The 16,042-nt window shown below is 56.7% G+C and carries 13 protein-coding genes; 12 read left to right on the forward strand and 1 reads right to left on the reverse strand.

Annotation, left to right across the window (positions count from 1 at the left end):
• Positions 1–177 precede the first annotated feature (177 nt).
• From mog to nhaR, 6 genes are all read left to right on the forward strand, one after another.
• Positions 178–765, forward strand: a complete 588-nt coding sequence (mog, locus tag AC559G_RS07315) for a molybdopterin adenylyltransferase (protein ID WP_498912052.1) — start codon at positions 178–180, stop codon at positions 763–765.
• Positions 766–958: 193 nt separating this feature from the next.
• A complete protein-coding gene (locus tag AC559G_RS07320) occupies positions 959–2,266 on the forward strand; it encodes an MFS transporter (protein ID WP_498912053.1) in 1,308 nt (435 codons plus the stop codon).
• A gap of 259 nt (positions 2,267–2,525) precedes the next feature.
• Positions 2,526–4,442, forward strand: a complete 1,917-nt coding sequence (gene dnaK, locus AC559G_RS07325; protein WP_438599433.1) for a molecular chaperone DnaK — start codon at positions 2,526–2,528, stop codon at positions 4,440–4,442.
• Between the two features lie 108 nt (positions 4,443–4,550).
• The gene (gene dnaJ, locus AC559G_RS07330; protein WP_438599432.1) at positions 4,551–5,681 is read left to right on the forward strand and encodes a molecular chaperone DnaJ; all 1,131 of its coding nucleotides are present in this window, start codon (positions 4,551–4,553) and stop codon (positions 5,679–5,681) included.
• Positions 5,682–5,911: 230 nt separating this feature from the next.
• Entirely contained in the window at positions 5,912–7,078 is a 1,167-nt protein-coding gene (nhaA, locus tag AC559G_RS07335) for a Na+/H+ antiporter NhaA (protein ID WP_498912054.1), read from the forward strand.
• A gap of 131 nt (positions 7,079–7,209) precedes the next feature.
• Complete coding sequence (gene nhaR, locus AC559G_RS07340) at positions 7,210–8,106, forward strand: transcriptional activator NhaR (protein WP_438599430.1); 897 nt, start codon at positions 7,210–7,212, stop codon at positions 8,104–8,106.
• Positions 8,107–8,187: 81 nt separating this feature from the next.
• On the opposite strand, the gene rpsT is transcribed toward nhaR, so the two are convergent.
• The gene (gene rpsT, locus AC559G_RS07345; protein WP_095846036.1) at positions 8,188–8,451 is read right to left on the reverse strand and encodes a 30S ribosomal protein S20; all 264 of its coding nucleotides are present in this window, start codon (positions 8,449–8,451) and stop codon (positions 8,188–8,190) included.
• Between the two features lie 474 nt (positions 8,452–8,925).
• Here rpsT and ribF point away from each other — a divergent pair, with 474 nt between their 5' ends.
• The 6 genes from ribF to dapB all read left to right on the forward strand — a co-directional run bounded on the left by ribF (position 8,926) and on the right by dapB (position 15,762).
• Entirely contained in the window at positions 8,926–9,864 is a 939-nt protein-coding gene (gene ribF, locus AC559G_RS07350) for a bifunctional riboflavin kinase/FMN adenylyltransferase (protein ID WP_498912055.1), read from the forward strand.
• Positions 9,865–9,895: 31 nt separating this feature from the next.
• Positions 9,896–12,712: an isoleucine--tRNA ligase gene (gene ileS / locus AC559G_RS07355; protein ID WP_498912056.1), complete on the forward strand. Its 2,817-nt coding sequence runs from the start codon at positions 9,896–9,898 to the stop codon at positions 12,710–12,712.
• Complete coding sequence (lspA, locus tag AC559G_RS07360; RefSeq protein WP_438596977.1) at positions 12,712–13,218, forward strand: signal peptidase II; 507 nt, start codon at positions 12,712–12,714, stop codon at positions 13,216–13,218. The genes ileS and lspA overlap by 1 nt, the downstream gene beginning before the upstream one ends.
• A 1-nt stretch (position 13,219) precedes the next feature.
• On the forward strand, positions 13,220–13,690 hold the full coding sequence (fkpB, locus tag AC559G_RS07365) for an FKBP-type peptidyl-prolyl cis-trans isomerase (protein ID WP_498912057.1): 471 nt from the start codon (positions 13,220–13,222) through the stop codon (positions 13,688–13,690).
• Entirely contained in the window at positions 13,671–14,624 is a 954-nt protein-coding gene (gene ispH / locus AC559G_RS07370) for a 4-hydroxy-3-methylbut-2-enyl diphosphate reductase (protein ID WP_498912058.1), read from the forward strand. The genes fkpB and ispH overlap by 20 nt, the downstream gene beginning before the upstream one ends.
• A 316-nt stretch (positions 14,625–14,940) precedes the next feature.
• Positions 14,941–15,762 carry a 4-hydroxy-tetrahydrodipicolinate reductase gene (dapB, locus tag AC559G_RS07375; protein ID WP_498912059.1) on the forward strand — a complete coding sequence of 274 codons (822 nt, stop codon included), beginning with the start codon at positions 14,941–14,943 and terminating at the stop codon, positions 15,760–15,762.
• Positions 15,763–16,042 lie beyond the last annotated feature (280 nt).

Genomic DNA, 16,042 nt, shown 5'->3' on the forward strand with positions numbered 1-16,042 from the left:
CTTGCTTGGCCCGATGCCTTTCCTTCCTTTTCTCACCACCAACCACGCTCGCCTTTATTTCCGAAGGCGCCGGCCGTTTTTTATTTTGCCGTACCGCGCAAGAGAAAGACCAGACGCCGTATACTTTCTGGATAATTGGCTGGGCGAAAACCCCCTTAACCTTTTATGGAGGTATGCATGGACACATTACGTATTGGCCTGGTTTCGGTTTCCGATCGCGCATCCGGCGGCGTTTACCAGGATAAGGGGATCCCGGCGCTGCAGGCGTGGCTGGGCAGTGCGCTGGCCACGCCGTTTAAACTGGAAAGCCGCCTCATCCCTGATGAGCAAACGCTGATTGAGCACACGCTGTGCGAGCTGGTGGACGAAATGGGTTGCCATTTGGTGCTGACTACCGGCGGCACCGGGCCGGCGCGGCGCGATGTCACCCCAGATGCCACGTTGGCGATTGCCGATCGCATCATGCCCGGCTTCGGCGAACAGATGCGCCAAATCAGCTTGCACTATGTGCCCACGGCGATCCTGTCGCGCCAGGTGGGGGTTATCCGCAAACAGGCGTTGATTATCAACCTGCCGGGGCAGCCAAAGTCGATCAGGGAAACCCTGGAAGGGATAAAAGACGATCAGGGCAAAGTGTTGGTGCCCGGTATTTTCGCCAGCGTACCATATTGTGTACAGCTGTTGGAGGGCCCGTATGTAGAAACGCATGCGGCCGTGGTAGCAGCTTTTCGCCCGAAAAACGCCCGGCGCGAAATAAACCTCTGAAATTAGGCTAACCGAAGAATAACGCTCAACTGTGCTGGTGTGAAAATAATTTGCCGCTATAGTAATGATTCGTTTACAGTGGCGCGGTGCCCAACATCCGCCCGTAGCGGGAAGGCGGCGCGGTGGTTCCGGCGGTTCAAGCTGCCGGGCGGGGCGCGTTTTGATTCCCTACAGTTTGCTCTGACGGTAGCCTATGCATCACGATAATCATCGCCGGTTGAACCGGCAGGACTATAAAACTCTGTCGCTGGCCGCGCTCGGCGGCGCCCTGGAGTTTTATGACTTCATTATTTTCGTTTTTTTTGCCGCGGTGATGGGCGAACTGTTTTTCCCGCCGGATATGCCGGAATGGTTGCGCCTGGTGCAAACCTTCGGGATTTTTGCCGCGGGTTATCTGGCCCGCCCGCTCGGCGGCATCGTGATGGCGCACTTTGGCGATCGGGTAGGCCGTAAGAAGATGTTCAGCCTGAGCATTCTGCTGATGGCGCTGCCGACGCTGGCGATGGGGCTGTTGCCCACCTACGCCAGCATTGGCATTGCCGCGCCGCTGCTGCTGTTGCTGATGCGTGTGCTGCAAGGAGCGGCCATTGGGGGTGAAGTGCCTGGCGCCTGGGTGTTCGTGGCCGAACACGTGCCGCGTGAGCGCATTGGCCTGGCCTGCGGCATCCTGACCGCCGGTTTGACCATCGGCATTCTGTTTGGCTCTGTTGTGGCCACCATCATTAATACCGTGTTCAGCCCGCAAAGCATCCTGAGCGGCGGCTGGCGTATTCCTTTTATCCTGGGCGGGGCTTTCGGCTTAATCGCCATGTACCTGCGCCGCTGGCTGCAGGAAACCCCGGTTTTTGTCGCCATGCAGGCGCGCAAGTTACTGGCGGCGGAGCTGCCGCTGAAGGCCGTGCTGCGGCATAACAAGAAGGAAGTGGTGGTGTCGATGCTGCTGACCTGGATGCTGTCGGCCGGCATCGTGGTGGTGATCCTGATGACGCCCACCTACCTGCAAAAGCAATTTGGCATTGACGCCGCGCAGTCGCTGCAGGCCAACAGTATCGCCACGATTATGCTGATCGTGGGCTGTATGCTGGCGGGGGTGTCATCGGATCGTTTCGGCGCCGGCAAAACGCTGATGTTCGGTAGCGTTTTCCTGGCCGTCTGCAGTTGGCTGTTCTACCACACGGTGGGCGTGCACCCGGAAATGCTGTTCGCCTGCTATGCGCTGGTGGGGTTGAGCGTCGGCGTGGTGGGTGCGGTGCCGTATGTGATGGTGCGGGCGTTCCCGGCCGAAGTCCGGTTCTCCGGGATTTCGTTCTCTTACAACGTCGCCTATGCCGTGTTTGGCGGGCTAACGCCGATATTCGTCACGCTGATCCTGAAACTCACGCCGTTGGCCCCGGCTTATTATGTGCTGGCGCTGTCCGGCATCGGCCTGCTGCTGGGCATCTATCTGCAGCGCGCGCTGAACGGCGAAGGCGATCCGCGCGAGGCCGGCTCCTTCAGTTAACCGGGTTCTGCCGCGCCTATTCGCCGCGATCATGCGTTTTCCCGGCCGGCTATTCGGCGGCCGGGGCACGCCGCCGGCGGAAAAAACGAAATTTTTTTCCACGCCCCCCTTGATGCTGAATCGAATGGCCCCATCTTATTTACAACCCCAGTTGCTGGCCGCGGGCAATACCGTGATGTTGGGCGGTTGAAAACATAAAAATCACCCGCATATACGTTAGCAACCTGACAGAAATGAATTTATTAGTGGAGACGTTTAGATGGGCAAAATTATTGGTATCGACCTGGGTACTACCAACTCTTGCGTAGCAATTATGGATGGCACCAAGGCTCGTGTTCTTGAGAACGCCGAGGGCGATCGCACCACGCCTTCTATCATCGCATATACCCAGGATGGTGAAACTCTGGTTGGCCAGCCGGCTAAGCGTCAGGCTGTTACTAACCCACAAAATACGCTGTTCGCAATCAAGCGTTTGATCGGTCGTCGCTTCCAGGATGAAGAAGCGCAGCGCGATAAAGACATCATGCCGTACAAAATCGTTGAAGCCGATAACGGCGATGCATGGCTGGAAGTGAAAGGCCAGAAAATGGCGCCGCCGCAGATCTCTGCCGAAGTGCTGAAGAAAATGAAGAAAACGGCGGAAGATTACCTGGGCGAACCGGTTACCGAAGCGGTTATCACCGTGCCTGCGTACTTCAACGACGCACAGCGCCAGGCGACCAAAGACGCCGGCCGTATCGCGGGCCTGGAAGTCAAACGTATCATCAATGAACCGACCGCAGCCGCACTGGCTTACGGCCTGGATAAAGAGATGGGCAACCGCACCATCGCGGTATACGACCTGGGTGGTGGTACCTTCGATATTTCCATCATCGAAATTGACGAAGTCGACGGCGAAAAAACCTTTGAAGTGTTGGCAACCAACGGTGATACCCACCTGGGTGGTGAAGACTTCGACAGCCGTTTGATCAACTACCTGGTCGAAGAGTTCAACAAAGAACAGGGTATCGATCTGCGTAAAGATCCGCTGGCAATGCAGCGCCTGAAAGAAGCCGCTGAAAAAGCCAAGATCGAGCTGTCTTCTGCACAGCAGACCGACGTGAACCTGCCGTACATCACGGCAGACGCTACCGGCCCGAAACACATGAACATCAAAGTGACCCGTGCGAAACTCGAGTCGTTGGTTGAAGATCTGGTTAACCGTTCCATCGAGCCGCTGAAAGTGGCGCTGAAGGATGCCGGCCTGTCGGTTTCCGACATCAACGACGTAATCCTGGTCGGCGGCCAGACCCGTATGCCGATGGTGCAGAAAAAAGTGGCTGACTTCTTTGGTAAAGAGCCGCGTAAAGACGTGAACCCGGACGAAGCGGTTGCTATCGGTGCTGCGGTTCAGGGCGGTGTGTTGGCCGGTGACGTGAAGGACGTGCTGCTGCTGGACGTTACCCCGCTATCGCTGGGTATCGAAACCATGGGCGGTGTGATGACTCCGCTGATCACCAAAAACACCACCATCCCGACCAAGCACAGCCAGGTGTTCTCTACGGCAGAAGATAACCAGTCTGCGGTAACCATCCACGTGCTGCAGGGTGAGCGTAAACGTGCCAGCGATAACAAATCGCTCGGCCAGTTCAACCTGGACGGCATCCAGCCGGCACCGCGTGGTATGGCACAGATCGAAGTTACCTTCGATATCGATGCCGACGGTATCCTGCACGTGTCTGCGAAAGACAAGAACACCGGCCGCGAACAGAAAATCACCATTAAGGCATCTTCTGGCTTGAACGAAGATGAAATCCAGAAAATGGTGCGTGACGCTGAAGCCAACGCTGAAGCTGACCGTAAGTTCGAAGAAGTGGTACAGGCACGTAACCAGGCTGACCACCTGATTCACGGTACGCGTAAGCAACTGGAAGAAGCCGGCGACAAACTGCCAGCGGATGATAAAACGGCGATTGAAAGCGCGCTGAAAGATCTGGAAGCGGCGGTGAAAGGCGAAGATAAAGCTGAGATCGAAGCGAAGACCCAGGCGCTGGTGCAGGTTTCCGGCAAACTGTTGGAAATGGCACAGGCTCAGGCCGCGCAGCAAGGCGCTGATGCTGGCGCTACTGATGAAGCGGCGAAGAAAGACGACGACGTGGTCGACGCTGAGTTCGAAGAAGTTAAAGATAAAAAATAATCGCCCTAAGCGGGCATGGTAATGCCCGGTTGGGCATTACTGGGAAACCAGCACGGGCGTTGAGGCAACTCTACGCCCGTGCATGTATCTTAGGGGTTAACACAACGAATGGCGAAGAAAGATTATTACGAGGTTCTCGGCGTAGCTAAAACGGCGGATGAGCGTGAAATCAAAAAGGCGTATAAGCGCCTGGCGATGAAGTATCACCCTGACCGCAATCAGGAAAAAAACGCTGAAACCAGATTCAAAGAAATCAAAGAGGCCTACGAGATCCTAAGCGACGACCAGAAACGCGCCGCTTACGATCAGTATGGTCATGCCGCCTTTGAACAAGGCGGCATGGGCGGTGGCGGCGGCTTCGGTGGCGGCGGTGCCGATTTCAGCGATATCTTTGGCGACGTGTTTGGCGATATCTTCGGCGGCGGCCGCCGCCAGCGCGCCAGCCGTGGTTCCGATCTGCGCTATAACATGGAGTTAACCCTGGAGGAAGCGGTTCGCGGCGTCAATAAAGAGATCCGTATTCCAACATTGGAAGAGTGCGACGCGTGCCACGGCAGCGGCGCTAAGCCGGGCAGTTCGCCGGTGACCTGCCCAACCTGTCACGGCCAGGGCCAGGTGCAGATGCGCCAGGGCTTCTTCACCGTGCAGCAGGCTTGTCCGCATTGTCATGGCCGCGGGCAGATCATTAAAGATCCTTGCACCAAGTGCCACGGCCATGGCCGGGTAGAGAAAGCGAAAACGCTGTCGGTGAAAATTCCTGCGGGTGTGGATACCGGCGATCGCATCCGCCTGGCAGGCGAAGGGGAAGCCGGTGAACACGGCGCTCCGGCCGGCGATCTGTACGTTCAGGTGCAGGTTAAGGCGCACCCAATCTTTGAGCGTGAGGGCAATAATCTGTACTGCGAAGTGCCCATCAACTTCGCGATGGCGGCACTGGGCGGTGAAATTGAAGTGCCGACGCTCGATGGGCGGGTGAAGCTGAAAGTACCTGCAGAAACCCAAACCGGCAAACTGTTCCGTATGCGCGGCAAAGGGGTTAAATCGGTACGTGGCGGTGCGCAGGGCGATTTACTGTGCCGCGTTGTGGTGGAAACCCCGGTTAACCTTAGCGATAAGCAGAAACAGCTGCTGCAGGAGTTGGAAGAGAGCCTGGGGGGCCCGTCGGGGCACCAGAACAGCCCGCGTTCGAAGAGCTTCTTTGATGGGGTGAAAAAGTTCTTTGACGACCTGACCCGTTAATGCGCTTGGCGTTCTGATTCCTCTCTGGTCATGACGCGTGATAATGCCGGCCGGCTCAACTCGGCCGGCATTTTCTTTTGCTTTCCTGTCCATGGCCGCTAATGTGGAAAAGCTCGGTTTTACTGATCGTTTTAGCATTTATAAACTTATATTTTCGATATTAACCAACGTTTATACTCACCACTTTGCAGAATAGCTGCGCACTGTTGTTACAGGGAGAAGGGAGCGCCGTGACCCATATTATTCGTCAATTCTTACGTCTGGAAGCCGCGGGCGGCATCATCCTGATCGCCGTAGCCATCGTGGCGATGTTCATGGCCAATACCCCGTTACATACGCTTTATCATGCGTTTCTCAATGTGCCTATTAGCGCGGGTGTATTGGGGCATGTGATAGATAAACCCCTGGAATGGTGGATTAACGATGCGCTGATGGCGCTGTTTTTCCTCACGGTAGGGCTGGAGGTGAAGAGGGAACTGATCCAGGGATCGTTGGCGGGATATGACAAAGCGGTATTCCCGGCGATTGCTGCGTGTGGCGGAATGCTGGCGCCGGCGCTGATTTACCTGCTGTTCAACGGTGCCGATGCCGTGGCCCGCCATGGCTGGGCGATCCCGACGGCAACCGATATCGCCTTTGCGTTGGGCGTGATGGCGTTGCTCGGCAAGCGAGTCCCGCTGGGCCTGAAGGTGTTTCTGCTGGCGTTGGCCATTATTGACGATTTGGGCGCCATCGTGATTATCGCCCTGTTTTATACTGATGCTTTGTCGGTGCCTGCACTAGGCGCGGTGGCGGCGCTGGTCGCCGTGCTGGCGTTGATGAACCGTAGCCGGGTCGCCAAGACATCGTTGTACATGATCGTGGGTGTGGGGCTGTGGGCCGCTATTTTGGCCTCTGGCATCCATGCCACCCTGGCGGGGGTGATTCTCGGTTTTATGATCCCGCTGAAAGCCCGCCAGGGGGATCCTCTGTCTGAAAGACTGGAGCATGGGCTGCACCCGTGGGTTGCCTATTTCATCTTGCCGCTGTTTGCCTTTGCCAACGCCGGGGTTTCATTACAGGGGGTTTCGCTGGGTGGCCTGACCTCGATGTTGCCGCTGGGCATTGCGACCGGCCTGTTGATTGGCAAACCGTTGGGGATTTTCACGTTCAGTTTCTTGGCGGTGAAGTTAGGCATTGCCCGCTTGCCGGAAGGCGTGGGCTTCCGGCAGGTATTCGCCGTTTCCGTGCTGTGTGGTATTGGCTTTACCATGTCGATGTTTATCGCCACCTTGGCATTCGGCAGCACAGACGCGGCTTTTGGGGTGTATTCTCGCCTGGGCATCCTGTTGGGCTCAACGCTGGCGGCGTTGTTGGGTTATAGCCTGTTGCGCCTGTATTTGCCAAAACGCGCTTAGGCGCCGCGTACGGCGGCGCAGGGCATTTGTATGGGACGAATGGGGTAATACGTTGTCTGAAACAACGAAAAGGAATTTGTCGCTTATTTCGGCGGGTTATTTGCCGGTGCGAAACGTAAGGAGAACATTTCGTGAGAACGTCACATATTAATTTCAATCACCTCTATTATTTTTGGCAAGTTTGCAAAGCAGGCTCCGTGGTGGGCGCGGCTGAAGCGCTGTTTCTGACGCCGCAAACCATTACCGGCCAGATCAAAGCGCTGGAAGAGCGGTTAAACGGCAAACTGTTTAAACGCCAGGGGCGCGGGCTGGTGCCTTCCGAATTAGGGCAGTTGGTTTTTCGTTACGCGGACAAGATGTTCATGCTCAGCCAGGAAATGTTGGATATTGTTCATTACACCAAAGAATCCAACCTGCTGTTCGACGTCGGCGTGGCGGATGCCCTCTCCAAGCGCCTGGTGAGCCAGGTGTTGGAAACGGTCGTAGCGGATGATGAGCGCATCCATCTGCGCTGCTTTGAATCCACCCATGAAATGCTGCTGGAACAGCTAAGCCAGCATAAGCTAGATATGATCCTGTCGGACTGCCCGGTGGATTCCAGCCAGCAGGAAGGGCTGTTTTCGATCAAGCTGGGGGAGTGCGGCATCAGTTTTTTCTGCCGCCAGCCGGTGCCGGAGGCGCCGTTCCCGGCCTGCCTGGAGCAGCGGCGGCTGCTGCTGCCGGGGCGCCGTTCAATGCTCGGGCGGCAACTGCTCAACTGGCTCAATATTCAGGGGCTGCAGGCCGAGATCCTCGGTGAGTTCGATGATGCGGCGCTGATGAAGGCCTTTGCCATGTACCATAATGCGATCTTTGTGGCGCCGACGCGGTATGCACAGGATATCTATAGCGATGACAGCGTGGTGGAGATTGGGCGGATTGACAGTGTGCTCGAGGAGTATTACGTCATTTTTGCCGAGCGCATGATCCAGCACCCGGCGGTGCAGCGGATTTGCCACAAAGACTTCTCATCGTTGTTTGCCCTCTAGCGGTGGAGCAAAGGCGCCCGAATTGCGGGCATAAAAAAACCGGCGAGAGCCGGTTTTTTTACCAAGCAGACAACGTAATACTTACTGCATTGCGCTGATTTGCGCGGCCAGGTTTGACTTATGACGCGCTGCTTTGTTTTTGTGGATCAGGCCTTTAGCAGCCTGGCGATCCACAAGGGGTTGCATTACGGTGAATGCTTTTTGTGCTGCTTCTTTGTCGCCAGCTTCGATAGCGGCATAGACCTTCTTAATGAAGGTACGCACCATTGAGCGACGGCTAGCGTTGTGCTTGCGGCGTTTCTCAGACTGTACGGCGCGTTTCTTAGCTGATTTGATATTAGCCAAGGTCCAACTCCCAAATATATTCTATTGAGGACAATTCAAAGGCCGAGGAATATGCCCTTTTAGCCTTCGTTTGTCAATGGATTTGTGCAAATAAGCGCCGTTTGTACGGGCGGCACTTGCTACGTTGTGATGGCGCAGGATTTTACCAGCTTCCCATCTGGGAATACAGCATTTCGCAAGAAAATTAACCGGGTGTTGCTTTGGGGCGCACAGCGGCCGATGAAGGCCGCATGATAACCCTTTTTTTATGGTGGATAAACCGCTGCTTAGGTGTTTCGCCCGCCCGTTATCTCCGGTATGGTGGGAGGATATTTCGTTGTGGCGGCAAGGCGCCCGTTATCGCCTTGCCGCAGGCATTTTGCCGTCTGAGCCTGCATCGCTTCTGGTGGGATGCGGCCTATATTGCTATTCACGTGTTAACCTTAACCGCTGTACAAGGTATAATCCGCCGATTTCCACTGTTTTGAGCCAGCTATGGAGCTAATTCGCGGCATTCACAATATCCGGGCACGCCACCATGGTTGCGTGCTCACTATCGGCAACTTTGACGGCGTACACCGCGGCCATCAGGCGTTGCTGAAGCAGCTAAAGCAGGAAGGGCAACGCCTTGGGCTGCCGGTGATAGTCATGATCTTTGAGCCGCAGCCGCTGGAGCTGTTCGCAGCGGACAAAGTGCCGGCTCGTCTTACGCGTCTGCGTGACAAAGCCAAATATTTGGCGCAGGCCGGGGTTGATTACCTGCTGTGCGTCAACTTTGATCCGCGTTTCGCCGCCAATACCGCACAGGCGTTTGTCGCCGAGCTGCTGGTGCAGAAACTGGGCGTAAAATTCCTGATGGTGGGGGATGATTTTCGCTTCGGCGCCAACCGCACCGGGGATTTCCCGTTGCTGCAAAAGGCCGGGGCTGAATACGGCTTTACCGTGGTCAGCACGCCCACCTTCTGTGAAGGGGGCCAACGTATCAGCAGCACCGCCATCCGTAATGCGCTGCGTGACGATGAACTGGCGCTGACGGAAAAGTTGCTTGGCCACCCGTACAGCATTTCAGGGCGTGTGGTTCATGGCGATGAGCTGGGCCGCACCATCGGCTTCCCGACCGCAAACCTGCCGCTCAAGCGGCTGGTGGCGCCGGTGAACGGCGTATATGCGGTCGACGTTTACGGCCTGGGGCCGCAGCCATTGCCGGGCGTTGCCAATATCGGCACGCGGCCGACGGTTGCCGGCGTGCGCCAGCAGTTGGAAGTGCATCTTCTGGATGTCACAATGAATCTATATGGGCGCCATATTGACGTGGTGCTCCGCGCGAAATTGCGCAACGAACAGCGTTTTGCTTCGCTCGATGCGCTGAAGCAGCAAATCGCCAATGATGTGGTGGCTGCCCGGACATTTTTCGGGCTAAAGACACCGGTTTAATCTGAAAAACCGAAACGAGATCGAGAATCTAATGAGTGACTACAAGAATACCCTGAACTTGCCGGAAACAGGGTTCCCGATGCGTGGCGATCTCGCCAAGCGTGAACCTGGCATGCTCGCACGTTGGTATGAACAGGATCTGTACGGGATGATTCGTGCCGCTAAAAAGGGCAAAAAATCCTTCATTCTGCATGACGGCCCTCCGTATGCGAATGGCAGCATTCACATTGGTCACTCGGTTAATAAAATTCTCAAAGATATTATTATCAAGTCCAAAGGGCTGGCCGGCTTTGATTCGCCTTATGTTCCGGGCTGGGACTGCCATGGTTTGCCGATCGAACTGAAAGTGGAACAACTGTACGGCAAACCGGGAGAGAAGCTGACCCCTGCCGAATTCCGCCAGAAGTGCCGTGAATACGCCGCTGAACAAGTGGCGGGCCAGAAGAAAGACTTCATTCGCCTGGGCGTGTTGGGTGACTGGGATCATCCTTATCTGACCATGGATTTCAACACCGAAGCCAACATCATTCGCGCCCTGGGTAAGATCATCAGCAACGGCCACCTGCTGAAAGGCGCCAAGCCGGTGCACTGGTGCACCGACTGCGGTTCTGCGCTGGCTGAAGCGGAGGTGGAGTATTACGACAAAACCTCCCCGTCAATCGACGTGGCGTTCCCGGCCACCGATGCCGCCGCCGTTGCCGCCAAATTCGGCGTGTCAAGCTTCGAAGGGCCGATTTCGCTGGTGATCTGGACCACCACCCCGTGGACGTTGCCGGCTAACCGCGCCATCTCTCTGCACCCGGAATTCGATTATCAACTGGTGCAGGTGGAAGGGCAGTGCCTGATCCTGGCGGGCGAACTGGTTGAAAGCGTGATGAAACGCGTCGGCATCACCCATTGGCAGGTGCTGGGCAGCTGCAAGGGCGCTGCTCTGGAACTGCTGCGCTTCCAGCATCCGTTCATGGGTTTTGACGTGCCGGCGATCCTGGGCGAACACGTGACGCTGGATGCCGGTACCGGTGCGGTGCACACCGCGCCAGGCCACGGCCCGGACGACTTTGTCATCGGCCAGAAATACGGCCTGGAAGTGGCCAACCCGGTCGGCCCGAATGGCTGTTACCTGCCGGGCACCTATCCTTCGCTGGACGGTAAGTTCGTCTTCAAAGCCAACGATCTGGTGGTGGAATTGCTGCGTGAGAAAGGCGCGCTGCTGCACGTGGAAAAACTGCTGCACAGCTACCCTTGCTGCTGGCGCCACAAGACGCCGGTTATCTTCCGCGCGACCCCGCAATGGTTCATCAGCATGGACCAGAAAGGGCTGCGTAAGCAGTCGCTGGAAGAGATCAAAGGCGTGCAGTGGATCCCGGACTGGGGCCAGGCGCGTATCGAAACGATGGTGGCAAATCGCCCGGACTGGTGTATTTCCCGCCAGCGTACCTGGGGCGTGCCAATGTCGCTGTTCGTGCATAAAGAAACCGAGCAACTGCACCCGCGCACCGTTGAGCTGATTGAAGAAGTGGCGAAGCGCGTAGAGCAGGAAGGCATTCAGGCATGGTGGGATTTGGATCCGGCCGAGCTGCTTGGTGAACAAGCCGCCGACTACGTCAAAGTGCCGGACACGCTGGACGTGTGGTTTGACTCCGGTTCGACCCACGCTTCGGTGGTTGACGTGCGTCCGGAATTCCACGGCCATAGCGCAGATATGTATCTGGAAGGCTCCGACCAACACCGCGGCTGGTTCATGTCATCGCTGATGATCTCCACGGCGATGAAAGGCAAAGCGCCTTATAAAGAAGTGCTGACTCACGGCTTCACCGTCGACGGTCAGGGGCGCAAAATGTCCAAGTCGATCGGCAATACCGTCAGCCCGCAGGATGTGATGAACAAACTGGGCGGCGATATCCTGCGTTTGTGGGTGGCATCGACCGACTATACCGGCGAGATCGCCGTTTCCGATGAGATCCTCAAACGTGCGGCAGATTCTTACCGCCGTATCCGTAACACCGCCCGCTTCCTGTTGGCGAACCTGAACGGTTTCGATCCCCGCACCGACAGCGTGGCGCCGGAAGATATGGTGGTGCTGGATCGCTGGGCGGTCGGCCGTGCGCTGGCGGCGCAGCAGGATATTGAACAGGCCTATGCCAACTACGATTTCCACGAAGTGGTGCAGCGCCTGATGCAGTTCTGCTCGGTTGAGATGGGCTCTTTCTACCTGGATATCATCAAAGACCGCCAGTACACCGCCAAAGCGGACAGCGTTGCGCGCCGTAGCTGCCAGACGGCGCTGTTCCACATCGCCGAAGCGCTGGTGCGTTGGATGGCGCCGATCATGTCCTTTACCGCGGACGAGATTTGGGGCTTCCTGCCGGGCAAACGCGCGCCGTACGTCTTCACTGAAGAGTGGTATGACGGCCTGTTCAGCCTGGCCGAAGGCGAAAGCATGAACGACGCCTTCTGGGATGAGCTGCTGAAAGTGCGTGGCGAAGTGAACAAGGTGCTGGAGCAGGCGCGTGCCGATAAACGTATCGGTGGTTCGCTGGAGGCTTCCGTCACCCTGTTCGCCGATGAGACGCTGGCGGCACGCCTGAACAGCCTGCAGGATGAACTGCGCTTTGTGTTGCTGACCTCTGGCGCCAAAGTGGCGCCGTTGGCGCAGGCGCCGGCGGATGCGCAGCAAAGCGAACTGCTGAAAGGGCTGAAGATTGTCTTTAGCAGTGCAGAAGGGAGCAAATGCCCACGTTGCTGGCATTACACCACGGATATTGGCCAGGTGGCGGAACACGCAGATATCTGCGGCCGCTGTGTCACCAACGTTGCCGGCGACGGCGAGAAGCGTAAATTTGCCTGATGAGTAAACCGATCTGTTCGACCGGCCTGCGGTGGCTGTGGGTAGTTCTGGTGGTACTGGTGCTGGATTTCGCCAGCAAACAGTGGATCCTGAATCATTTTGTGCTGGGCCAGTCCCAGCCGTTGATTCCCTACTTCAACCTGTACTATGCGCGCAACTACGGCGCTGCGTTTAGCTTCCTGGCCGATCACGGCGGCTGGCAACGCTGGTTCTTTGCCGGCATTGCGGTGGCGATTATTGTGGCGCTGCTGGTGCTGCTGTACAAAAACAACGCGCAGCAGAAGCTGAGCAACATCGCGTATGCGTTTATCATCGGCGGCGCGTTGGGCAATTTGTTAGATCGTCTGTGGCATGGCTTCGTGGTCGATTTCATCGATTTTTACGTGGGCAACTGGCACTACCCGACCTTTAATCTGGCAGACAGCTTTATCTGTGTCGGGGCGGCGATGATCGTGCTGGAAGGGTTTTTGCCTTCCAGCAAGCGCGCAGCGGCTAAGGGTGAGTGATATGACGGCTCAGGTTAACAGCGGCAGCGCGGTGCTGGTGCACTTTACGTTGACGCTGGAAGATGGCTCGACGGCGGAATCAACCCGCCGCAGCGGCAAACCGGCGCTGTTTCGCCTTGGCGACGGCAGCCTGTCGAACGCGCTTGAGCAACAACTGATCGGGCTGCACGCCGGTGATAAAAATACCTTCACCCTGCAGCCGGAAGATGCTTTTGGCGTGAACAACCCGGATCTGATCCAATTCTTCCTGCGGCGCGATTTTGCCGACACCGGTGTGCCGGATGTCGGCACTATCATGCTGTTCACGGCAATCGACGGCAGTGAAATGCCGGGCGTAGTGCGTGAAGTGGCGGAAGAGTCTGTCACCGTTGATTTCAATCATCCACTTGCGGGCCACCCAGTGACCTTCGAGCTTGAGGTGCTGGAGATTGATCCGCAGCAGGAGGCGACGCATGCAAATCTTGTTGGCTAACCCCCGTGGTTTCTGTGCCGGGGTCGATCGCGCGATCAGTATCGTGGAACGCGCGCTGGAAATTTACGGCGCGCCGATCTACGTGCGCCATGAAGTGGTGCACAACCGCTATGTGGTGGACAGCCTGCGCGCGCGCGGCGCGGTGTTTATTGAAGAGATCGCCGAAGTACCGGATGGCTCAATCCTCATCTTCTCGGCGCATGGGGTTTCCCAGGCGGTGCGCGCCGAAGCGAAGGCGCGTAGCCTGACGATGCTGTTCGACGCTACCTGCCCGTTGGTGACTAAAGTGCATATGGAAGTGGCTCGTGCCAGCCGCAAGGGTACAGAGGCCATTCTGATCGGCCACGCCGGCCATCCGGAGGTGGAAGGCACCATGGGCCAGTACAACAACCCGGAAGGGGGGATGTACCTGGTGGAATCGCCGGAAGACGTCTGGAAGCTGCAGGTTAAGCATGAAGACAATCTGTGCTTTATGACACAGACCACGCTATCGGTTGATGATACCTCCGATGTGATCGACGCCCTGCGCCAACGCTTCCCCAAGATTATTGGGCCGCGCAAGGATGATATCTGTTATGCCACCACCAACCGCCAGGAAGCGGTGCGCAGCCTGGCCGGGGATGCGGATGTGGTATTGGTGGTGGGGTCGAAAAACTCGTCCAACTCCAACCGCCTGGCGGAACTGGCGCAGCGGGTGGGGAAACCGGCGTATCTGATCGATTCGGCGGAAGACATTCAGGAAGCCTGGCTGAAAAACACCACCCACATCGGCGTCACCGCCGGCGCATCCGCGCCGGACGTGCTAGTGCAGGAGGTGATCAACCGCCTGAAGGCGATGGGCGGGAAATCGGTGCTGGAAATCAGCGGCCGGGAAGAGAACATCGTGTTTGAAGTGCCAAAAGAGCTGCGGGTGGATATCCGGCAGATCGATTGACGCGACGGCAATCAACAACGGGGAGCTTAGGCTCCCCGTTTTGCTATCTGACGATGGCGTTTTTATCATCGGCAGCGGGAAAACTGCATGATTATGTAAAACTGTCCGCTGTCTATGCAGTATTGTTTGGCAGGCGCAGCGGCGAAAATTTATAGCATCGCTGATAAAAATGGCGGGATATCATAATTTTCTAATTATGATTTAAATCCTCTGGCGGTGCCGGGGTGGGGCAGTTAACCTAATGTGACGAATTTTACTATTGGGTTTAGCCCTTTGTAGCCGGATAACGGCTTTTGACGGAAAAAGAGAGAGAAGTATGACAGATTCACAGATCCGCATTGCGATTGCTGGCGCCGGCGGCCGTATGGGCCGTCAACTGATCCTGGCGGTGCAACAGGCGCAGGGCGTGGTGCTGGGCGCGGCGCTTGAACGCCCCGGCTCAAGCCTGATTGGCTCGGACGCCGGCGAACTGGCCGGTGCAGGGGCGCTCGGCGTGCCGGTGAGCGCCAGCCTGGAGAGCGTGGCGGATGATTTTGACATTCTGATCGACTTTACCCGGCCGGAAGGCACGCTGGAGCATCTGGCGTTTTGTGTGGCGCACCACAAAGCGATGGTGATCGGCACCACCGGTTTTGACGACGCCGGCAAAGCCGCCATCAAAGAGGCGGCCCAACAGATTGGCATCGTCTTCGCAGCCAACTTCAGCGTTGGCGTTAACGTGGTGCTGAAGCTGTTGGAAAAGGCGGCCAAGGTGATGGGCGATTATACCGATATCGAAATCATTGAAGCGCACCACCGCCATAAAGTGGATGCGCCATCGGGCACCGCGCTGGCGATGGGCGAGGCGATCGCCGATGCGCTGGGGCGCGATCTCAAGCAGTGTGCGGTTTACGCGCGCGAAGGGCATACCGGCGAACGCGATCCGCAAAGCATCGGCTTTGCCACCATTCGCGCCGGGGACATCGTGGGCGAGCATACCGCGATGTTCGCTGACATTGGTGAACGTGTGGAAATCACCCATAAAGCCTCCAGCCGGATGACTTTTGCCAACGGCGCGGTGCGTGCGGCATCCTGGGTGTCGAAGCAGGAAAAAGGACTGTTTGACATGCGTGATGTGCTCGGTCTGGACCAGATTTAATGTTTTAGTAGGCCATTGTGATGTGGCTGTGTTTGTCATAACGCTATGATAAAAGGGCAATATTTTTATTGCCCGTTTTTTTATTTAATAAAACACCAATTTATTGTTAATTATTTTATAAAGTTGCTGTTTTTTTCAGTAAACTGCTTTTTTTGGGTATGTTTTCCCTGAGATACTGCTTTCCCACCCCACTTTAACCCCCCTCACAGCACGATTGCACTCGATTATCCCTCGCAACCGTTTAACCACCCGGGTTTCCCTCTACTTTTATGGCTAAAGC

Source organism: Gibbsiella greigii (assembly GCF_039540155.1).
GTDB lineage: Bacteria > Pseudomonadota > Gammaproteobacteria > Enterobacterales > Enterobacteriaceae > Gibbsiella > Gibbsiella quercinecans.